The sequence below is a fragment of the Deinococcus sp. genome (assembly GCF_025362455.1).
Taxonomy (GTDB): Bacteria; Deinococcota; Deinococci; order Deinococcales; family Deinococcaceae; genus Deinococcus.
The window spans coordinates 1-20,802 of record NZ_JANYGJ010000089.1; the positions used below are offsets into that span (position 1 = coordinate 1).

Annotated in this window: 18 protein-coding genes and 1 riboswitch; of the genes, 7 read left to right on the forward strand and 11 right to left on the reverse strand. The window is 67.1% G+C overall.

Annotated features, from left to right (window positions below):
* From Q0R23_RS06220 to Q0R23_RS06240, 5 genes are all read right to left on the reverse strand, one after another.
* On the reverse strand, positions 1-731 hold a 731-nt coding region (locus Q0R23_RS06220), incomplete at its 3' end, for a bifunctional 5,10-methylenetetrahydrofolate dehydrogenase/5,10-methenyltetrahydrofolate cyclohydrolase (RefSeq protein WP_293911518.1).
* 57 nt (positions 732-788) lie between these two features.
* The gene (gene purH, locus Q0R23_RS06225) at positions 789-2,300 is read right to left on the reverse strand and encodes a bifunctional phosphoribosylaminoimidazolecarboxamide formyltransferase/IMP cyclohydrolase (RefSeq protein WP_293911519.1); all 1,512 of its coding nucleotides are present in this window, start codon (positions 2,298-2,300) and stop codon (positions 789-791) included.
* Between the two features lie 87 nt (positions 2,301-2,387).
* Positions 2,388-2,470, reverse strand: a riboswitch (ZMP/ZTP riboswitch).
* Positions 2,471-2,499: 29 nt separating this feature from the next.
* Positions 2,500-2,898, reverse strand: a complete 399-nt coding sequence (locus Q0R23_RS06230; protein WP_293911520.1) for an Hsp20/alpha crystallin family protein — start codon at positions 2,896-2,898, stop codon at positions 2,500-2,502.
* Between the two features lie 259 nt (positions 2,899-3,157).
* A complete protein-coding gene (locus tag Q0R23_RS06235) occupies positions 3,158-3,892 on the reverse strand; it encodes a 16S rRNA (uracil(1498)-N(3))-methyltransferase (protein WP_293911521.1) in 735 nt (244 codons plus the stop codon).
* Entirely contained in the window at positions 3,859-4,686 is an 828-nt protein-coding gene (locus tag Q0R23_RS06240; RefSeq protein ID WP_293911522.1) for a 50S ribosomal protein L11 methyltransferase, read from the reverse strand. The genes Q0R23_RS06235 and Q0R23_RS06240 overlap by 34 nt, the downstream gene beginning before the upstream one ends.
* 170 nt (positions 4,687-4,856) lie before the next feature.
* Here Q0R23_RS06240 and proC point away from each other — a divergent pair, with 170 nt between their 5' ends.
* The 4 genes from proC to Q0R23_RS06260 all read left to right on the forward strand — a co-directional run bounded on the left by proC (position 4,857) and on the right by Q0R23_RS06260 (position 7,989).
* Positions 4,857-5,666 (forward strand): pyrroline-5-carboxylate reductase, encoded by an 810-nt coding sequence (gene proC, locus Q0R23_RS06245; protein ID WP_293911523.1) that lies wholly within the window; start codon positions 4,857-4,859, stop codon positions 5,664-5,666.
* A gap of 95 nt (positions 5,667-5,761) precedes the next feature.
* The gene (locus Q0R23_RS06250; RefSeq protein WP_293911524.1) at positions 5,762-6,307 is read left to right on the forward strand and encodes a hypothetical protein; all 546 of its coding nucleotides are present in this window, start codon (positions 5,762-5,764) and stop codon (positions 6,305-6,307) included.
* Between the two features lie 114 nt (positions 6,308-6,421).
* Positions 6,422-7,141, forward strand: coding sequence for an L-serine ammonia-lyase, iron-sulfur-dependent subunit beta (gene sdaAB, locus Q0R23_RS06255; RefSeq protein WP_293911525.1), 720 nt, complete (start codon positions 6,422-6,424; stop codon positions 7,139-7,141).
* A complete protein-coding gene (locus tag Q0R23_RS06260) occupies positions 7,141-7,989 on the forward strand; it encodes an L-serine ammonia-lyase, iron-sulfur-dependent, subunit beta (protein ID WP_293911526.1) in 849 nt (282 codons plus the stop codon). Before sdaAB ends, Q0R23_RS06260 begins: the two co-directional genes overlap by 1 nt.
* A 202-nt stretch (positions 7,990-8,191) precedes the next feature.
* Here the strand turns inward: Q0R23_RS06260 and Q0R23_RS06265 are convergent, their stop codons facing one another.
* The 5 genes from Q0R23_RS06265 to Q0R23_RS06285 form a co-directional block, all read right to left on the reverse strand.
* Positions 8,192-8,845: a glycosyltransferase family 2 protein gene (locus Q0R23_RS06265; RefSeq protein WP_293911527.1), complete on the reverse strand. Its 654-nt coding sequence runs from the start codon at positions 8,843-8,845 to the stop codon at positions 8,192-8,194.
* A gap of 107 nt (positions 8,846-8,952) precedes the next feature.
* Complete coding sequence (locus tag Q0R23_RS06270) at positions 8,953-10,401, reverse strand: hypothetical protein (protein WP_293911528.1); 1,449 nt, start codon at positions 10,399-10,401, stop codon at positions 8,953-8,955.
* 114 nt (positions 10,402-10,515) lie between these two features.
* The gene (hisD, locus tag Q0R23_RS06275) at positions 10,516-11,883 is read right to left on the reverse strand and encodes a histidinol dehydrogenase (protein WP_293911530.1); all 1,368 of its coding nucleotides are present in this window, start codon (positions 11,881-11,883) and stop codon (positions 10,516-10,518) included.
* 89 nt (positions 11,884-11,972) lie between these two features.
* A complete protein-coding gene (locus Q0R23_RS06280; protein ID WP_293911531.1) occupies positions 11,973-12,689 on the reverse strand; it encodes a hypothetical protein in 717 nt (238 codons plus the stop codon).
* Entirely contained in the window at positions 12,686-13,849 is a 1,164-nt protein-coding gene (locus Q0R23_RS06285) for a phosphopentomutase (RefSeq protein ID WP_293911532.1), read from the reverse strand. Before Q0R23_RS06285 ends, Q0R23_RS06280 begins: the two co-directional genes overlap by 4 nt.
* A gap of 211 nt (positions 13,850-14,060) precedes the next feature.
* On the opposite strand from Q0R23_RS06285, the gene Q0R23_RS06290 reads away from it, so the two are divergent.
* From Q0R23_RS06290 to Q0R23_RS06300, 3 genes are all read left to right on the forward strand, one after another.
* On the forward strand, positions 14,061-14,645 hold the full coding sequence (locus Q0R23_RS06290; RefSeq protein ID WP_293911533.1) for a dihydrofolate reductase family protein: 585 nt from the start codon (positions 14,061-14,063) through the stop codon (positions 14,643-14,645).
* A gap of 25 nt (positions 14,646-14,670) precedes the next feature.
* Positions 14,671-15,441, forward strand: coding sequence for an LPS export ABC transporter ATP-binding protein (gene lptB, locus Q0R23_RS06295; protein WP_293911535.1), 771 nt, complete (start codon positions 14,671-14,673; stop codon positions 15,439-15,441).
* Positions 15,442-15,585: 144 nt separating this feature from the next.
* On the forward strand, positions 15,586-17,334 hold the full coding sequence (locus tag Q0R23_RS06300) for a DUF3084 domain-containing protein (RefSeq protein WP_293911536.1): 1,749 nt from the start codon (positions 15,586-15,588) through the stop codon (positions 17,332-17,334).
* A gap of 665 nt (positions 17,335-17,999) precedes the next feature.
* On the opposite strand, the gene Q0R23_RS06305 is transcribed toward Q0R23_RS06300, so the two are convergent.
* A complete protein-coding gene (locus Q0R23_RS06305) occupies positions 18,000-20,690 on the reverse strand; it encodes a POTRA domain-containing protein (RefSeq protein ID WP_293911538.1) in 2,691 nt (896 codons plus the stop codon).
* Between the last annotated feature and the right edge of the window lie 112 nt (positions 20,691-20,802).

Here is a 20,802-nt window from a genome sequence, read left to right on the forward strand (position 1 = left end):
GTCAGCGGGCCGACGCCACCGGGCACGGGGGAATAGGCTCGCACGATGTCGGCCACGCCCGGCGCCACGTCCCCGACGACGCCCGACGCGGTGACGTTGATGCCCGCGTCCACGACGACGTGATGCGGCTGCACCAGCTCAGGCGTCAGCAGCCCGGCTCGGCCCACCGCGACCACCACGGCGTCGTGGACGGCCAGCAGACCCCCCAGGTCGCGGGTGAATTCGTTGCACAGGGTCACGGTGGCGCCCCGGTTGTTCAGCATCCAGGCCAGCGGGCGGCCCACCGTGCGCCCCGGCCCGATGATGGCGACGCGGGCGCCGCGCAGCTCCAACGCCTCGCGCAGCAGAAACCGGACGCTGCGGGGCGTCGGCGGCAACAGCGCCTCAGCTTCGCGGCCCGCCGAGACGAGCGCCAGGTTGGCCGGGGTCAGCCCCTCGATGTCCTTGGGGTGGGCAATGCAGCGCAGCGCCGCGTCCGGGTCGAGGTGAGCCGCCAGGGGCAATTCCAGCACCACGCCCTGCACGTCTGGGTCGCCTGAGAGGTCGGTCAGGACGCGGTGCAACTCGGCCTGACTGACATCGACCCCCAGATCACGCACGCCGAGTTCGACGCCCAGCCGCCGGGCCTGGCGACGCTTGCTTTCGACGTAGACCAATGTGGCCGGGTCGCCGGAGGCCACCACGCTGACCAGGTGCAGCGGGGCGCCCAGCGCGGCCAGGCGGGTTCGCACCTCCGCCGTGACCACCTCTGCCAGTGGCTTTCCAAGTAGTAGAGTGGCGCTCACAGCTCAGTGCTTGAAGTGCCGCGAGCCGGTGAAGACCATGCTGAGGCCCAGCTCGTTCGCCGCCGCGATGACCTCCTGGTCACGTTTGGCGCCGCCTGGCTGAATCACGGCGGTAACGCCCACGCTGGCGGAGAGCCGCACCACGTCGTCGAAGGGGAAGAAGGCTTCGGAGGCCATCACCGCGCCGCGTGCCCGCTCGCCCGCGTTCTGCACGGCGCGTTCGGCGGCCCAGATGCGGCTGACCGCCCCGGCGCCCAGGCCCACCGTGACGCCGCCCTTTGCTAGCACCACGTTGTTGCTGCGGGCATGCTTGGCGACCATCCAGGCGAAACGGAGGTCTCGCCATTCCTGCTCGCTGGGCTGGGCCTTGGTGACCACTTCGGGGCACAGATCGTCCCAGAGCCGGGCGTCGCGCTGCTGGGCCAGGAAACCACCGACGAGCTGGCGGTATTCGGTGCCGGTTTCGGTGGCCTGGGCGGCCCGCAGCACGCGCAGGTCGGGTTTCTTCTCGCGCAGCCAGCTCAGGGCGTCGTCATGGACTTCCGGGGCGATCAGCACTTCGAGGAAGGTGCCACGGGTGCTCATGGCGGTCTCCAGGTCGAGCGGGCGATTCAGGGCCACGATACCGCCGAAGACGCTCAGGGTATCGGCGTCGCGGGCACGTTCCCAGGCTTCGCGGGGGCTGTCAGCCAGTGCCACACCGCAGGGATTGGCGTGTTTGACGGCCACGCAGGCAGGCCCATCAAACTCGCTGACGAGTGCCCAGGCGGCGTCGGTGTCGGCATAGTTGTTGAAGCTCATGGCCTTGCCCGCCAGCACCTCGGCGTCGAGGACCGGGCCGCGCTGACCCGCCAGGCGGTAGACCGTCGCGGGCTGGTGCGGGTTCTCACCGTAGCGCAGGCTGGCGACCTGGCTGAGTTCGAGGCTGACCTGCGCGGGAAATTCTGGGTTAGACGTCGGCTCATCGCCCAGATACGCCGTAATGGCCGCGTCGTAGCTGCTGGTGTGCGCGAAGGCTTTGGCGGCCAGGCGTCGGCGCTCGGCCTGACTGACCTCGGCTTGCAACGCCACCCCGTAATCTGCCGGGTCCACCAGCACCAGCACGCCCGCGAAGTTCTTGGCGGCGGCGCGGATCATGGCCGGGCCGCCGATGTCGATGTTCTCGACGGCGGTGCTCAGGTCGGCCCCGGCAGCCACCGTCTCGCGGAAGGGGTAGAGGTTCACGCAGACGAGATCTATCGGGGTGATGTGATGCTCAGCTAATTCGGCCAAGTGTCCAGCATCGCGCCGGGCGAGAATGCCGCCGTGAATTTTAGGATGCAAGGTCTTGACCCGGCCATCCAGAATTTCGGGGAAGCCGGTGACGTCGGCCACCTTGAGGGCGGGGACGCCTGCCGCCTGCAACGCGCTGAGGGTGCCCCCCGTCGAGAGGACTTCCCAGCCGTTCTCGGTCAGGGCACGGGCAAATTCGACCACGCCGCTCTTGTCGCTCACGGAAATCAACGCTCGTTTCATGACGGCTCCTGAACGCCTTGCCGTACATCGAATCGGCGGGCGTTCTCTCTGCGAAAGTCAGGTGAGCGAGGCCAGGTTTGGCCCTTCACCCACGACCCAGGCGCGCGGTCAGATTGATGCTGCGGCTTCCCCGTGGTGGCCCACGATCAGCGCCAGTTGCCGCAGCGCATGAGCGTCAGTGTATCAGTCCAGCTCCGTATCAGCTCAGCTCCTGCGACTGCGCCTCGATGGTCTTGTTGACTTTCTCGAAACGCACGCTGAGCACCCCGGCGACCAGGCTGGCCTCGCCGCTCTGGGCGACCACGGCTTCCGGAAAGCTGAGGCGGCGGCTGAAGCGCCCGGTGCGGCGTTCACGGTGCAGCGCCGTCTGGGCTTCGGGCAGGGCGCCGCGTTCACCGCTGAGGGTCACAGCCTCGCCGTCGTCCTCCAGGGTCAGGCTTTCGGGCGAGCAGCCGGGCACGTCGGCGAAGAGGGTCAGGTGAGTACCGGAATCGGTCCAGTCGGCCTCCGGCACGAAGGGGCCACCGAAGGAAAGGGTTTCGACCTCCTCGCGCAGTTGCATGACCTTCTGTAAGCGGGCGAGCACGGGTTTGTCCATGAGAGATAGGGTAGCAAAAGAGGCGTGTGGCTCGTGGTGGGTGGCTTGTGGTGGGTGGCTTGTGGGAAAAGATGAAGGGCAATCGCTTCGCTCACTCCCCTCTCCCCTTTGCTTCGCAAAGACCCTCTGCAAGCAGGTCTGCAACTCTTCCGCAAGGGGCGAGGGTCAACAAGGTTCGTCCCAATTTACATACATCTTCTTGCCCCAACTGCGTACCGCGTACCACCTCCCGCGCCCCTCTCACACGCCCGCGAAGCGCCTACACCCCGCTCGCCGCCAGCGCTCCCAGCATCGCCAGCGGGGCCGTCTCCGCCCTGAGTATTCGCGGCCCCAACGTGGCGCCCTGGCATCCAGCCCGCTCCAGCACGCTCAGGTCTTCGGGGGCGAAACCGCCTTCGGGGCCAGAGATCAGCGTTACTGGTTGCGTCCACTTCACCAGTTCGGCAAGTTTTAGACGGCTGCCGGGGTGAGCATACACGCCGAGCTGGCCGTCTAAATCCAGCATCCCCAGCTTGATCGGCGCCAGGACTTCCGGCACCACCGAGCGCTGGGATTGCCGGGCGGCCTCCTCGCCCACCCGGCGCAGGCGCGTGAGCTTGTTCTCGCCGATGTCGGGCACGTCGGCGTAACGGGTGTGCAGGAGCTGAATGCGGGCCGCGCCGAGTTCGGTGGCGGCCCGCACCACGTCGCTGAGCTTGTCGCCTTTCAGGAGCGCGATGGCCAATGTCACGGGCTGGGGATACTCGGCGGCGGCCTCGGTGCGGCCCAGCAGGGTCAGGGTGGCCGACGCAGGCGAGAGGGCGCTCAGCTCGGCGCGGCCTTCCTCGCCCTCGCCGTCGAAGACCTCCAGAGCGTCGCCGACCCGCAACCGGAGCACCTGAAGGTGGCGCAGTTCGGCGGGCTCCACGTCCATCTTCGGCGTGAGCGCAGAGACTCTGACGCGGTGAACGTGGCGGGCCATCAGCGTTCTGAGTTGGCGGTCACGAGCACCCATTCGCCGTCGAGGGTTTCCCGCACGCCCGTGAAGCCTTCACGGTCCAGCGCGGCGCGGACCAGGGGCAAGCGTTCCTGCAAGATGCCGGTGAGAATCACCTCCGAGCCGGGCCGCAGCACCGTGCGGTACGCTCCGGCCAATAAATCGTGCAGCTCGGCGTAGAGGTTGGCGATCAGCAGGTCATATTCGGGTTCGTCGCTGTCATCGGGGTCCAGGCTGCCCACCGCGAAGGTGAGGGTGCCGCCGGGCGTGCTGAAGGTGGCGGGCGTGCCGGGCCGGGCGCTCAGTCCGTTCAGCTTGGCATTTTCAATGGCGGCGGGCAGCGTCACGGGGTCGATGTCGAGGCCCAATACCTCGGCGGCGCCCCTCAGCGCGGCGGCCAAAGCCAGGATGCCGCTGCCGCTGCCCACGTCGATGACCGACAGGCCCGACAAATCACGCCCGCTGATGGCGGTGGTCGCCAGGCGGGTCGTCTCGTGGTGGCCGGTGCCGAAGGCCATGCCGGGGTCGATCAGCAGGGGCGTCTGACCAGCGGGCACCTCAGCGGCCAGCCAGCTCGGCGCGATGGTAAAGCCGCCCGCCGTGACGGGGCGCAGACCCTTTTTCCAGTCGGCTTGCCAGTCGGCGTCGGGCTCCTCGGTCCACACGCCGTCTAAGGGCAGTTCAGCTTGGAACTCGAAGTAGGCGCGCAGTGCTCCGGCGCGTTCCTCGATGCCGGTGGCGCCCGCGTCCCACAGCAGGTACAGGTCGTCCTCGCGGGAGGCGAAGGTTCCGGGCAAGACGTAGAGCAACATGGGCCGATGGTAGCAGGGCAAGCGCGAGGGCGCCGTCTGGTCCGGAGCAGGGCGCCTTGTCTGGAGTGTGACCAGCTTGTCTGGAGCGTGACCAGCTTGTCTGGAGTAAAGCCGGGCGCGTTCACGGCGGGGCGCTATGGTGGCCCCATGCAAGCAACCGGAGCAGGGCGATGAAACTGGCCGTCGTGGGCGTGGGCAAGCTGGGCCTGGCCATTCTGGAGGGCGTGACCCGGCGCGGCCTGCTGAGCCCCTCCGAGATCGGCCTGATGGACACCAACACCGAGCGCGTCGCCAGAATTGCCGAGCGGCTGGGCACCCCTGTTCTGGACCTGGGCGAGCTGGGCGGCGCCCCGACGGTGCTGATCAGCCTCCAGCCACGGGTCTTTCCGGAGGCGAGCGAGTGGCTGAGCACGGCGACTGACACAGCTCATTCAGGACGGGGCTTTATCAGCACGATGGCCGGGGTCAGCGTGAAGACCCTGACACGGCGGTTGAAAACTTCGCGGGTGGTGCGGGTGATGCCCAACCTGGGCGCCACCATCGGCCAGTCGCAGACGGCGATCACCGGCACCGAGGCGGCAGCCGCGCACGCAGACACCGCCTTCGCCCACGAAATCTTCGGCGCGGTGGGGCAGGTCTACGACTTGCCGGAGCACCTGTTCAACGCCTTTACCGGCATGAGCGCCTCCGGCCCCGGCTACGCCGCCGTGATCGCCGAGGCGCTGTGCGACGGCGGCGTGCGCATGGGCCTGCCCCGCGCCCTGGCGCACGAACTGGCCGCCCGGCTGCTGATGACCAGCGGCGCCCTATTGCTGGAACGCGCCCACCCAGGGCTGCTCAAAGATGAGGTCTCCAGCCCCGGCGGCACCACCATCGCGGGCCTGGAAGTGCTCGAAGGCAGCGGCGTGCGCGGGGCGCTCATCAGCACGGTCAGGGCCGCCACCGAGCGCGGCGCCGAGCTGGGGCGCGACCAGGAGTAATTACCGGGAATAGCCATCGGGAATGGCCATCAGGAATGGCACTGGGCACAGCGCTTGTGCTCAGACCGTCAGAACGTCCCGATTAGGATGGGTGTATGAAGCGCGTCCTCTCCCTCAGCCTGATGCTGTGCGCCCAGATGCTCGGTAGCGTTGCGCTCGCAGCAGGCTCCTACTTTCCCGATACGCCCGGCAAAAGCTGGAAATACAGCAGCGGCGAGACCCAGCAGCTCGGCCAGCCGGTGGTCATCAGGGGCGTGAACGTCATTCCCACCGCCCACATCATCGGCGGGCGCACCGTTTCGGAAGACCTCAACGAGTACCGGGGCGGCGGGGTCTTTCTGCGCGGTGTGCGCATCGGCGCCCAGGTGATCTGGTACAATCCGCCGCTCACCATCTACCCGTCCTCGCCGCTGAGCCTGAATCAGCACTGGGAGAGCGCCAGCGGCAGCCTGAAACTCAGCAGCCGGGTCATCGGCAGCGAGCCGCTGAGCCTGAGTGCGGGCAACTTCAACACCCTGGTCATCCGCACGGACGTGAACTCCGGCGCCGCGACCTCCAGCCAGTTCACCTACTTCGTGCCGGGCCTGGGCGTGGTGCGCTTCCAGACGGCGGGCGGCCAGGTCACCGATTTGCAGAAATAGGCGCTGAGGGCGTCCCCAAAGGCCAGCGGCCCCACCTTCTCCCAGATGGGCAGTTGTCTATACTGCCCGCATGACACCCCTCTGTGTGGGCCACCTGTGCTCAGGCCAAGCCCGATGAGCCTGCTGGACATGATCGGCCCGGTGATGATCGGTCCCAGCAGCAGCCACACCGCCGGGGCCTGCCGCATCGGGCTGGTCGGGCGGCAACTCCTGGGCACACCGCCGGTTCAGGCCCGCGCCTCGCTGCACGCCAGCTTCGCCAAGACCGGCAAGGGTCACGGCACCCACCAGGCCATCGTCGCCGGGCTGCTGGGTTACGGGCCGGATGACGCCCGCTTGCCGAACGCCTTCGCTGAGGCGGCCAGGGCGAATCTGGCCTTCGAGTTCACCGACACCGATCTGGGCGAGGTCCATCCCAACAGTGCCCAGCTCGACCTGCAATCAGCCGCTGGCGAGGCGTGCTCGCTGATCGCCAGCAGCACCGGCGGCGGCGTCATCGAGGTGATCCGGGTGGACGGCTTCCGGGTCAGTTTCAGCGGCGCCTCGTTCACCTTGCTGATTCGCTACACCGACGCGCTGGGCGTCATCGCGCGGGTCACGGCCCTGGTCGCCGCCGCCGGGGTGAACATCGCCGCGCTGATCTGCTCGCGCCAGAAGCGAGGCGGCGGCGCCATGACCTGCCTGGAACTCGACGGGCCGCTGTCCGGGCCAGCATTGGCCTTTCTGTCGAGCTGGCCGGAAATGGCCTGGGTGCGGATGGTCAGGCCCGTCATGGACGCCGGGGCCACCATCGGCGGTGGGGACGTTCCCGTGTTGACCGGGACGACGGCCTGATGCCCACGCTGGCTGAAATTATGGTGGCCCCCTCGCCCGCCTCAGTCTGGATTCTGGAGCAGGACTGCGCCGAGAGCGGCCTGGACGCGGCGGCGGTGCGCTCGGCCATGCTGGGCCGCATCAGGGACATGCGCAGCAGCATCGAACGCGGGCTGAAGACTGACGCGCCGAGCATCACCGGCATGGTCGGCTGGAACGCCAAAGGGCTCCATGACGCCCCCGACCTGCTCGGCGCCCCGCTGCTCAAGCGGGTTCAGGCCTACGCCATGGCCGTCAACGAGGAAAACGCCCGGATGGGCCGCATCGTCGCGGCGCCCACGGCGGGCAGCGCGGGCACCATCCCCGGCGCCTTGATCGGCGTGGCCGACCACCTGAAGCTCAGCGACGAACAACTGGTGATGCCGATGGTGCTGGCGGCGGGCATCGGGCAGGCCATTTCCCGGCAGATGTTCATTTCGGGCGCGGCGGGCGGCTGCCAGGCCGAGATCGGCAGCAGCGCCGCCATGGCCGCCGCCGCCGTCACCGAGCTGCTGGGCGGGAATAGTCGCGCCTGTGTCCACGCCGCCAGCCTGGCCCTGATGAACACCATCGGCCTGGTCTGCGATCCGGTGGGCGGCTTCGTGGAGGTGCCGTGTGTGAGCCGCAACGCCTTTTTCGCCGTCCACGCCGTGAGCGCTGCGCAACTGGCCCTGGCCGGACTGGAAAGCTTCATTCCCCCCGACGAGGTGGTCGGTGCGGTGGCCCAGGTGGGCCGGATGATGCCGCTGGAACTGCGCGAAACGGCGGAAGGCGGACTGGCCCGGACGCCGACTGGGTTAGCGGTGACGGCGAGAATGGAGCGGCAGTGAGCGAACTCGTCTGTTTCGTCGTTCGACTAGACGAAAACAGCCTCTCGTTGTCATCCTGAGTGAATAAACAGAAGGGTCTCGTCGTCAAACTGCGAGACCCTTCGGTTCACTCAGGATGACACGGTATTGTTTTAGTTGGTGCTAGTTTCTACTGTATTTAGATGGCCATTCAGACCAGCAGGACTGACTGCTGATTTACTCACTACGCCCCTTTCTCGGCCTTCTTCTTGCGCCGCTTGAATCCGAACAGATCGATGTACATCCTGGTGCGGTACTTCGCTCCCTTCCAGAAGCCGCGTTTCTTTTCCTTCATCACCTGGCCCAGACCGGTCAGCTCCACGTAGTCCCAGCGGGCGCCCTGCTCCTTGAGGGCAGCGGTGATGGCGGGTTCGGGCCATCTCTCCTCGCCCAGATGCGGCACGCGCAGCAACCACTGGCGCGAGCAGGCACGCTGGCCGCTGAGGTGCGGCGTGAGCTTGTTGCCCAGGTCGGTTATCAGGCCGCCGCCGTCGAAGATGCCGATGCACATGTCGAGTTTGCCGCTGAGCACCGGGGCCAATAAAATATCGAGGTGCTCCCTGGTCAGGCCGACCAGATCGGCATCGAGCATCACCACGTAGTCGGCGCGGGCGGCTTGCAGGGCGGCTTTGAGGGCCGGGCCCTTGCCAGCGTTGCGGCTCAGCTCGACCACGCTGGCTCCGGCCCGACGGGCCGCCTGGGCGGTCAGGTCGGTGCTGCCGTCGGAGGCGACGATCACTTCAGGGGTCAACGTCAGCGCGGCCAGAATCACAGCGGGAACGGTGTCCTCCTCGTTATAGGCGGGAATCACGACGGCGACGCTGGGCACGCTGCTCATGGTACACGCAAACCCGTGAAGGCAACGCGTCGGCACACAGCGAAAAAGGGCACATAGCGAAAAAGGGAGGCAGCGGTTGGCGCCGTCTCCCCTGCCGAACGCTTTGCTCAGTTGGCTTTGGGCGCTGCCTGTGCTGGGGCGCCCGGTTCCGTCGAGCCCGCAGCGGCGCTGGCCGTCGCCTGGTCGTCCCTGGGCGCGGGCGCCGCCACCGTAACAGCAGCCGCCGCAGCCGCCACCGGGGCGCCGGGCTCCTCCGGGCGCTCCAGCCAGGCGGTGCCGATCAGGTTGCGCACGGTGCGGCCCGCATCTCGCAGCCACACCTCGGCCTCCGGGCTCAGCGCCCCGACCCCGTTGAGAATGCCCTGCCGCGCCGCCGGAACGCGGGCCAGCACGACGCCGCCGCCGACCAGCAGCAGCAGCGTGAACACCGTGCCGCCACGGCTGCGCGGCGCTTTTTGCTTCGCCAGCTTCCGCAACGTCTTGTCGCCGCTGCGGGCCAGCTCGCTCTCCAGCAGGGCGACGCGAGCCTGGTAAGCCTGGAGCTGCACCCGACCCTGCTTACCCAGCGTCCTGACTTCTTTTTTGCTGAGGGTCTGAACCAGCGCGGCGCCGCCCCCAAGGCTCTCCTGAGCAGCGTCGATGGTCTGTGCGACGTGCTTTTTGACTTTGGTGGCCTGCTCGGCAGCCTCCTTGCGGGCACGGGCTTCGAGCTTGCCTGCCGACTTGCGGACGTCCTTCAGGCGGTCCTGGGCTTCGTCCTGGGCGTTGTCGGCGAGCTTCAGGGCACGTTTGCGAATGTCCTTGCGGGCCACCCTGGCGTCCTTGACGTTGACCTGGACCTTCTTCTGGACCTTCTCCTGAACCTCTTCCGCCGCCTTCGCCGCGCCCAGACTCAGCAGGCCCACGGCCTTGCGGGCGTCCTTCAGTCGGTCCTGGGCGGCGCCTTGAAGGTCGTCGGCAACGGAGTTCGCCTTTTTCTGAACGCTGGCCTGCAACTCACCGACCTTCTTGCCCAATTCGGCTTTCTTCAGATCGGCGCTCAGATCGTCACGGACCTCGGCAGCGCTCTCCAGCAGGGCGTGGGCACGTTTCCCGGCGCTTTCCTGAACATCGCCCAGGCGCTCCTGAAGGTTGCCCTGCACGCTGGCTGCCGTTTTGGCCGCCACCGTTTTAGCCGCCACCGCCGCCTTGGCCGCCCGCTCGCCGAGGTCGCTGCGCAGTTCGGCGGTGCTCTCAGCGATGTTTTCAGCCAGGAAGCTGGCCTGCCCGCGCACACCGTCGATCAAGCCAGGCAGTCCGTCCTGAACCTGGGCGGCGGCGTGGACGGCGACCTTGCGGGCGTCCACGCCGAGTTCACCGGCCCGGCTGAGCGCCTGCTGAGCGGCCTGCTGAACGGTGGGCGCCACCGTCTCCTTGAACAGCTCCTGGGCGCCTTCCAGCGGCCCCTGAAGCAGCGCGAGGACGCGGGCGCGGGCGGCGGGGGTGGCGAGCAGGGCGCTGAGGCCGCCGAGAACGAGCAAATTGCGGGTCGAAATACCACTCTGGGGCTGGGTCATGAGTCTCTCCTTGGGGCCGAGGCTGGGGCCGGGCGGGGGTTCGCCCTGAACTGGTCCAGATCGGAGGCAATACCTCATTGTGAGGCCGGAGATGAAGCGGAGCACCGAGCGTTCTTAGGGTCGGCTTAAGAACGGCGGGTCCGGATCAGTGGCTTCGGGCGCTTTCAGGCGGCTCTCGATGGCGCGGGCGTGGGCTTCCAGACCCTCGGCGCGGGCCAGCAGCGCGGCGGGCGGGCCGATGCGCTCCAGCGTGCTGCGGTTCAGGCCCACCACACTGATGATGGTCTGAAAATCGCGCACGTTGACCGGGCTCAGAAAGCGCGCCGTGCCCCCGGTGGGCATGACGTGGCTCGGTCCGGCCAGGTAGTCGCCCAGCGCCTCCATGCTGTCCTCGCCGACGAACACGCCGCCCGCCCGCGTCACTTTACCCAGCAGACTCCAGGGATCGCGGGTCAGCAGGCACAGGTGCTCCGGGGCGTAGAGGTTGGACAACTCCAGCGCCTGCTCGATGTCTTCGGCCAGCACGATCTTCATGCGGTCCGTGACGCTCAGGCGTGCCCAGGTGCGGTTGGGCTCCGGCAGCGCTTCGAGTTGGCCGGACAGTTCGGCCTGCACGGCGATCAGCAGCTCTCGGCTGGGACTGACCAGCACCGGTTCGGCGCCCAGGTGCTCGGCCTGGGCCAGCAGATCGGCGGCGACGTAACGCGGCTCGGCGCTGTCATCGGCGATCACCAGCGTCTCGGTGGGGCCGGGCAGGCTCTCGATGCCGACCTGGCCGAAGACCATCCGCTTGGCGATGACCACGAACAGGTTGCCGGGACCAGCCACCTTATCGACGCGGGGAATGCTGGCGGTGCCGTAGGCCAGCGCGCCAATCGCCTGCGCCCCACCGACCCGGAACACCTCGGTGATGCCCAGTTCCCGCGCCGCCACCAGAATGGCCGGATGCACCGCGCCCGATGTGTCCGGCGGCGTTGTCACCACGATGTCTCTTACGCCCGCGACCTGGGCCGGGACCGCCACGTGAATCAGCGTGCTGATCAGCGGCGAGAGGCCGCCCGGCACGTAGACGCCGACCCGCGAGAGGGGGCGTACCAGTTGGCCCAGCGCACCGTCCTCGCCGTGGTTCAGAAAACCGTGCGCCGGTTGCTGCTGGTAAAACGACCGGACACGAGTAATAGCCAGCCGCAGCGCACTTAGCAGTTCAGGCGCGACCTGGGCGGCGGCCAGTTCCTGTTCACTGACCCGCAGTTCGGGCCGGACCCCACCGGGGCGGATACCGTCGAGCTTCTCGGTCCAGTCGAGCAGGGCCTCGTCGCCGCGCAGCCGCACATCGTCCAGAATGCGCTCGACGACCTGTTCGGGCTTCAGGCGCTCGCCGAACAACTGCTCGTTGCGGTCCAGCACGCTTTCGGGCACCGGAATCTGAGAGAAATCGCGGCTCAGCGCCGCGCGGGCGTCGTCGCCCTGAAGGATTTGCATGGGGGAACTCCTGGGGTTGGGGAAGAGAGGGAAGTAGGAAGCGGGAACAGATCAGGGGATTTCTACTTCCCACAACCCACTTCCCTTTTCTAGCTGCGGCCACGTTTTCTGGGACGGCCAGCGTTCTCGGCTGGGCGTTCTGGGCGTTCCTCGCGGCGGGGCTCAATATGCAGGCTGGCTTCCACCGGGCCGAAATCAGTCGGCTGGATCAGGCGCAGCAGACGGTGGGGCAGCTCACGCTCGGCCAGCACGTAGGCGCCGCCGGGGCGCAGGTAGAAGGCGCGGGCCGCCAGGCCGCCCACCTCGCTGCCTGGCAGGGTCTGGACATGCACCGTGCCGCCCGCCATCGCCACCCGCCAGAGGTCGTCGGCGGCGCCGCTTCCCAGCAGGCCGGGGCCGCGCAGGGCCATCACCAGGCTGACCGGATCGTGGTGGGCGCTCAGCAGGGGCGCGGTGGCCTCCTCGCGGTTCTGGCGCAGGGTAATCAGCGCCGTGCCCCGGTCGAAGATGGTCTCGAAGCTCGGCTTGCCGCGTCCGTCGCTCTCGGCGTAACTCAGGCTGGTGAAATCAGCCAGGTAGCGCGAGACCTGCACCTTGCGCAGGGCGGGCAGCACGCCCGCGAAATCGGTTTGCACCCGCGTCTGGTAGCCCAGGCCCTCGCTGAACTTCTCCGGCTGGGTCTGCCAGGTCTGCTCGCCCGCGAATCTGCCGCCCAGCGTCAGGGTCAGCCGCAGCGACTCGGTGTTCAGCCATCTGGGCCGCTCCAGGCGCACAGGTTCCAGACGAACCACAAGCGAGGCGGTCATGACAACCGGCTCCAGAAGCTGACGCCCGGCCCGCTCCAGGGAACATTCAGCGCCTCGGCGACGGTGGCGCCCACGTCGGCGAAGCTGGCCCGGTCGCCCAGCGCCCCAGTCGTGCTGCCGGGCCGGTACGCCAGCAGCAGGCCGTGCTCGCGGGTGTGGTCGGTGCCGCGCCAGGTGGGATCGTTGCCGTGATCGGAGATGATCAGCAGGCAACCATCGTGCGGAACCTGCGCCAGCAGGTCGGGCAGCGCCGCGTCGAAGGCCAGCAGCGCGGCGCCGTAGCCCTGCGGGTCGCGGCGGTGGCCGAACTTGCTGTCGAAATCCACCAGGTTGGTGAACACCAGGCCGTCGTAGGGTTGCGCCATCCGGGCGAGCGTCTTGCGGATGCCGTCGGCGTTGTCGTCGGTGTGAATCTCCTCGGTGAAGCCCTGATGGGCGTAGATGTCGGGAATCTTGCCGATGCCGATGACCTGTTTGCCCGCCGCCTTGAGACTCTCCAGCACGGTGGGCGGCGGCGTCAGGGAATAGTCGCGCCGCAGCTCGCCCGCCCGCTGATACGGAAGTTCCCCCCGGAAAGGCCGGGCGATGACCCGCGCCACCGCGAATTCGCCCAGCAGGATCTGGCGGGCCGCCTCGCACCAGCCGTAGAGTTTCTCGATCGGCACGATGTCCAGATGCGCGGCGATCTGGAACACGCTGTCGCCGGAGGTGTAGACGATGGGGTCGCCGGTGTTCAGGTGCTCTGGCCCGAAGTCCTCGATGACCTGGGTGCCGCTGTAGGGTTTGTTGCACAGGTAGCCGGTGCCGGTGGCGGCGGTGAAGCGGTCCATAACAGCACTCGGAAAGCCGTCTGGGAACACCTGGAAGGCGTGAACGAGCACCGCGCCCATGAATTCCCAGTGCCCGGTGGAGGTGTCCTTGCCGGGGCTGACTTCCCGCATCCGCCCCGCGCTGCTGCCCGGCGTGCGCGTGACGGCTGGGTAGAGCGCCGGATCGGTGGTCGGCAGCGTGCTCAGGCCCAGCGCCGCCAGGTTGGGCAACCGAACGCCGCTGGCCGCCAGGGTGTGGTTGAGGGTATGGGCGCCCACGTCGCCGAAGGCTTCAGCGTCGGGCAACTCCCCCGCCCCCACCGAATCCAGCACGATGACCGTGAATTTCATGCGGCCAGTGTAGAGCAGGGGAAGGTTTGTGGCGCGTGGGGAAGGGCGAAGAAGGCGAGGTGGGGATGGAGCAGCGAACGAGCAGCCCCGCTCCATCTCCATATGCCTGTATATTCTGCATCATATTCGACATCAAGCCATGAAGGCGGCGTTCGGTGTGTCAGATTGGGTGGGCCTCACATTCAATCCTGCCTGACCAGCGGAGGTGTTCATGCGTAAGATCATCCTCTTCGTTCATATGTCCCTCGACGGCTTTGTGGCCGGTCCCGGCGGCGAGATGGACTGGATCAGCACCACGCCGGACCTGTTCGAGTTCGTCGAAAAGCGGGTGCAGCAAACCGATTGTGCGCTGTATGGACGCCGGACGTTCCAGATGATGCAGGGCTATTGGCCCACCGCCGCCGAGCAGCCGGGCGCCAGTCGGCACGACATCGAACATGCCCGCTGGTACGCCAGTGCCAGGAAAGTGGTGCTCTCGCGCAGCCTGACTCAAGCGGACGCGCCGGGAGCCAGCCTGCTGGGCGGCGAGCTGAAGCGAGAGATAGAGGCGCTGAAGGCCGAAAGCGAGGGCGAGGTGCTGATGTTCGGCAGCCCCGGCGCCGCCCACGCGCTGATGAAGCTGGACCTGCTCGACGGCTACTGGCTGTTCGTGAACCCGGTGCTGCTCGGCGCGGGAGTGGCCCTGTTCGGGCGCCCGGCCCATCTGGAACGGCTACGCCTTCTGAGCACGGCGGCCTTTCCTTCCGGCGTGATCTGCCTGGATTACGAGCGGGCTGATTACCCTCACAGCCCCTGATTTGCCCCGTGCTACCCTCATCCCCGTGACTGCCGCCCCCCAGCTCGATCTCCAGTTTCCGCCCGCCGCCCAGCCCCAGTTCGAGGCCCGCAACCTCAGCAAAGCCTTCGGACGCCGGACGGTGGTGCGCGGCGTGGACCTGCGCGTGACTCGCGGCGAGATCGTGGCGCTGTTTGGCCCCAACGGCGCGGGCAAAACCACGACCTTCTACATGATGGTGGGCTTTATTCGCCCCGGCGGCGGCAGCATCACCCTGTCGGGTCAGGACGTGACGCGGCTGCCGATGCACCAGCGGGCGCGGCGCGGCATTGGGTATCTGCCGCAGGAACCCAGCGCTTTTCGCAAGATGAGCGCCCGCGATAACCTGCTGGCCATTCTCGAATACCAGAACCTCGGCGCCGCCGGGCGGGAAGCGCGGGCCGACAGCCTGCTGGCCGAGTTCGGGCTCTCGCACCTGGCGAGTGCGCAGGCGTACCAGCTCTCCGGCGGCGAGCGGCGGCGGCTCGAATTGGCCCGCGCCCTGACCACCGATCCGGATTTTTTGCTGCTCGACGAACCGTTTACCGGCGTTGACCCCAAGAGCATCCGTGAGATTCAGCGGCTGATCCGTGAGCTGCGCGACCGCCGGGGCATCGGGGTGTTCATCACCGATCACAACGTGCGCGAGACGATTGCGCTGTGCGACCGGGTGTACCTGATGTACGACGGCGCCGTGAAATTCGAGGGCACGCCGAGCGACTTCGCCCAGGATGAGGACGCCCGCCGTCATTATCTGGGCGACGATTTCGAGCTGTAGAACCTGCCCAGCCGCTGATCGGCATCACGCGCTGGGGGCGAGTGAGCTGCGCGACTGACTTTACCTTCACGTTTTCGCTAAACTGGACGGTGTGAACGCCCGACCTTCACTTCCAGTCCACGTTTCAGCGCCCAGGGGAACCGTATGCTGCTCGGTTTCTTAATCTTCGTGGTGCTGCTCTCCGGGCTGGTGGCCTACAGCGCTGATACCATCGCGCGGCGGGCCGGGCGGCGCCACTTGCGGCTGTTCGGACTGCGGCCCAAAACCACGGCGCTGATCGTGGCGGTGGCCAGCGGCATGGGCATCAGCCTGGCCTCGGTGCTGGCCTTCGGGGTCATCAACCGGGCGGCCATCAGCAACATCGAGCAGGCCGACCGGCTGAGAGTCGAACTCTCGCAGCTCAAGGTGGATGTCAAAACCACAACCACCGACCTGAAGGCCGCCCAGCAGCAGCGTGACGAGGCCAACGTCCGCCTGAACACCTCACGCCAGGAAACCGAGCAGGCCGTCACCGATCTCAAAGGCGCCGAGAAACGGCTGTATCCCATCCAGGCAGCCCGCACCAGCCTCCAGGCCGAGGTCAGGACGCTCAGTGCCCAGCAGCAGAGTCTGGAAGCCCAGGCCAAACGCAACCGTCAGGCGCTGCTCGGCTCTCAGCAGGCGCTGGACGCCAGCCGGGGGCGCGAGCAGGTCCAGTCCGGGCGCCTGAACCTGCTGGCGCAGCAGATCGTCGAACTCAATACCCGCAGCGTCCAGGCCGTGCAGGAAGCCAAGGCGGCCCAGGGCAGCGCCCAGCTTCTGCAAACCCAGACCGGGGCGCTGGAGGCCAGCCGCGCCAGGGTGGCCGCGCAGCTCAAGACCGCCCAGCAGGGCCGCAACCAGGCGCTGCGCGAGGGGCTGAGTGCCGAGCGTGACCGGCAGATGGCGGTCGTGAGCCGCGACAGTGCATTGCAGGCCCGCGACCAGGCGCTCCAAAGCCGCCTGAGCGCCGTGGTGGCCCGTGACGCCGCCCTGGCCGCCCGCGACGTGGCGCAGGTGACCCGCGAAAGGTTAGCTGCTGAGCGGGCTGGGCTGATCGCGCAGCGTGGCAGCCTGATGACCCAGCGCGACGCCGCCGCCCAGGACCTGAATAATATCCGCAAGGAACTCGGCACCCTCCAGACCATGATCGGCACCCTGGAAGACCAGCGCCGGGCGCTGAGCACCGCCAACGACGCCCTGAGAAACAGCCTCAGCAGCGCCCAGACCAACCTGACCCGATTGGAAGTCGATTACTCGCGCACCAGCAGCGAACTGAGCGCCAGCCGCAACACGGACCTGATCTACAGCCGCAACGAACTGGTGTACGCCGGGGTGGTGCCCAGCGTACGCAACGTCCCAGACTTTTTGCAAGCGGCGGCGGCAGCGGCCCAGAGGCAGGGCGCCAGGGGCAGCCCGGCAGCCCGGCTCTCCAGCGACGCCCGCGCCGCGCTCGACAACAAACTGCGCGGCCTGAACACCAACACCTTCGTGCAGTGCCGCGCCGCCGTGAACGTGGCGACGGGCTCTCCGGTAGACCTGACCTGCGACGCCCGGCCCCAATCGGTACTGTTTCGCAGCGGCCAGGTGATTCATCAGAGCAGCGTCAACTTGCAGCGCGGCACCGACGCCCTGAGCAGCCAGATCACCGACCTGGTGCGCGACACCGTACTCGACCTGACCTCACGCGGCATTCCGCTGGATTACATCAACGACCTGGGCCTGAGCGACAAAGAGCGCCTGGACCTGCTCGACCGGCTGGACAATCTCAGCAAGCCGGGCGCCCAAGGCGGCGTCAACGTGATCGTGGGTCTGGCTGCCCGCAAAGATGTGCGGCCCGGTACGCGGGTGGATCTGTATCCGGTACTGAAATAGCGTGTGGGCGTGGGTTGCAGGACGTGGGAACGGCGAATGTAGGGGACGGAACAGGACTTTCTGAAACGCCAGGTATAACCCGCCACGCGGGAGACCCCCTCTCTTCGGGCCGTACCAGTCAAAGGGAGCCGAAAACACTCGCCCAGACGCTCTCTAGCGCTTTTGCCTCCCTTTTGAGGGGCTCAGTGATGCACGCAAGTCTCTCATCTTTGTTTTTACACTGATCTTCGCCGGATGCCCATCTTCTTGAACCGCGCAAAGAGGGCGCTTGCGATACCCCTCTCCCAGCCTCTCCCGCAGGAGAGAGGGGCTGAAAATACCGTGTTCATCGACATTGCCAAGTTTATGAGAGAGATACGTGCATCACCCAGCTTATAAGGGGAGGTGCCCCGCAGGGGCCGACTCGCAGAGCTCCGAAGGAGAGGGGTTGTACCGGCCAGTTCCAGACCGCCGCAAAACAGTCATCCGTTCCGCACCTCATACGGGATTGCTCTGATTCCAGTCTATGTTGAAAAAGCGCCAACATAGACTTCCATCGCCGCCATCCCGTATTTCTTATACTCGCCTCGCTCGGATTCGTCTTCGACTCATCTTAAGTTGGTATCACAACCCACAACCAAAAAAAGAGCCAGCCGCGACGCTGACCCTCTTTCGCCCTGCACCGTTTACCAGGTCGGCCCCAGGCGGAAGCTGAACTTGGAGGAATTGTTCGAGGGCGAGAAGCCGTAGTCGAAACGCAGTGCCGGGAGCAGACCGCCGCCGAGACCCAGATTGAGCTGCACGCCCACGCCCAGACCGTAGGCGCCGGTCTGGGTGCCGCCAGCGGCCCAGGCGCTGCCCGCGTCGACAAAGGCGATGCCGTACAGGCCCTGGGCGATGTTGTTGCTGACGCCGAAGTCGTAGCGGTACTCGGCGCTGCCGGTGACGTAACTCGTACCCCGGACCGTGCCGCCGGGAATGCCGCGCAGCTCGTAGGCGCTGACAGTGTTGGCGTCGCCCAGCGCGAAGTTGCTGGCGGCGGGGTAGGCGCCGGTCAGGGTTCCGGCGTTGAGGCGCACGGCGAAGACCTGCTGCTTGTTCTCCTGTGAAAATCCCTTGGTCAGCTTTTTACCGAAGCCGAAATAGGTGCTGGCACCGCCCTCGATCCGGAACCAGTTCAGCGCCGTGTTGCCCGCGTAGCCGAAGTTGTACGAGGGCGAGAGGTTGGCCCGCACGCCCCGCGTGGGAAAGTCGCCGCTGTTGGTCGAGTCGTAGTTCAAAGCGGGGCTGATACGGGTGGTCAGGCCGTCCATCGGCTTGAGGGCCAGGGCCTGATCGTCGGTGGTCGCGCTCACGACGGGCTTGCCGTCTTTGATGCGCTGCACGTTGGCATTGTCGAAAGCCACCTGATCGGCGGACGTGATCTTTTCCAGGTAGCTGGTGTCGTAGCTGGTGCCCACGCCCAGGCTGCCGGTCAGGTACTGGCTCAGGCTGCGGCCCAAGCGCACGCTGAAACCGCTGGAGCGGCCCGTGTACTGTCGCCCGGAATCGGTGCCGTCGGCGGCGGCGACGGCGTTGTTGGGCGAGAGGGTGCTGCTCAGGCTCAGCGACACGCTGGTGCGGGTTTTGCGGAAGTCGGCGAAATTCGCGTCGATCCAGGGAATGGTGTAGGTCACGCCGCCGCCCAGGAACTGCCCGGAGTCGGTGGGCTGGGCCGTGACGCCCGCCTGGAGCCCGTGCCCCAGCCCGAAGACGTTGTTGAAATTCACGCTCAGGTCGCCGGAAAAGCCGGTGGCGGTGTCGTAGGCCAGCGCCGGAGCGAACGACTGGGTGCCGGTCTGCTCGGCCACGCTGATGACGTAGGTCAGCGACTCCGGGTTCTTGGGATCGTCCGAGCGCATCACCACGTCGGTGACCTTGACGATGCCCAGCCGGGTGATGCGGTCGATGCCCTCGCGCACCGAGGCGTCGGTGACGACCCCTCTGAGGTCTTGCACCTCGCGCAAGATCACCCGGTCCTGGGTGCGGTGCGGCCCGGCCCACTTGAGTTCGAACCTGGCGAGCTGGGCCTCGCGGACGGTGTAGGTCAGGGTGCCCTGGTCGAACTTGATGGCGTCGCGGGTGGAAATATCAAAACCCTTGGCGCGGTAGGCGTCGCGCACGGCGAAGAAGCTGCTCTCGGCGAGCTGCTTGGAATACACGTCGCCGACCTTGATCTTGAGCCCCGCCTGCAACTCGGCGGCGCTGAGTTTGGTGTTGCCCGCAAAGGCGATGGTCTTGATCGGGCCGGTGGCGGTCTGGGCGTCGCCGAACAGCACCGTGACCTGGGCCGGGTCTGCAGCGCCGGGTTGCAGCGCAAAGCCCACCGATTTGCCGGTGGCGTTCGACAGGCTGCGGGTGTCGGCCTCCAGCTTGGCCAGGGTCAGCGGCGCACCGAGCTTGGTTTGCAGCGCCGCCACCGTCGCCGCGCCCACCGCCGCGCCGGGGTTGCCCACCGTCAGGCCGCTGGTGTCGATCGTGCCCACCACGCCCTCGGCCAGCTTGACCTTCAGCACGCCGCCCTCCAGGGTGGTGGCGGGCGCGTCGATGCCGCTTTGCAAGAAGCCCGCCGCCTGGTACGCCTGGCCGATGTCCTGGGCGGCCTTGAAGTAGGCGTCCGGCGTGAACTTCTTGGCCGTCTGAAGAGGTTTGAAGATATTGACGATGGTGTCTTTGGGCAGTCGGGTGTTGCCGCTGATCTCCACGCGGCTCAGCGGGGCGGACTCGTCCACCACGTAGGTCAAGGTGACGCTGCCGTCTTTGGCGGCCACCGCCCTGGTGCTGACACTCGGCGCGAAGGGGTAGCCCTCGCTGCGAAAATTCTGGGTCAGCAGCTCCTTGCTCTGCTCGATGCGGTCGGTGTTGAGGGTGGCGCCCGGCGCGATGTTGAGCAGGTCGGCGATGCGGGCCTTGTAGGTGTCCACCGGAAAATAGGTCAGCCCGCTGACTTCCACGGCGCCGATGACCGGATTGGGCTTGACCGTCAGGGTCAGCACGTTCTTGCCGCCCACCGTGCCCAGCGAGGCGCTCACGGCGCTGAAATAGCCGGTGGTCAGCGCTTCCTGCTCGATGGCGCGCAGGTTCAGGCCAGACAGGGAAGCGCCGGTCTGGGTGCTCAGGCTGGCTTTCAGAAAGTTGCTCAGCAGTTCCGGAGCGCCGGTCACGACGATCTCGCTCAGCGTCGCCGTGGTGGCCTGGGCGGTGGTGAGAGCCGGTTTGCTGAGGGCCGGTTTGGTCGGCACAGGTGCTGGAATGCCGGATTTGGGAGCGGTGGTCTGGGCAGCGGCCAGCGGAGCGGCCAGGGCCAGGGTCACGGCCAGGGTGAGCGGGTGTGTCATGTGTCCTCCTTACGGACGGGTACTACGGACGGGTACTCGATAAGGCTGTACTCGATATGATCGATTATCTATGTCATCGATTATCTGTGTCACAGTCTCTGCAATGGCCCTG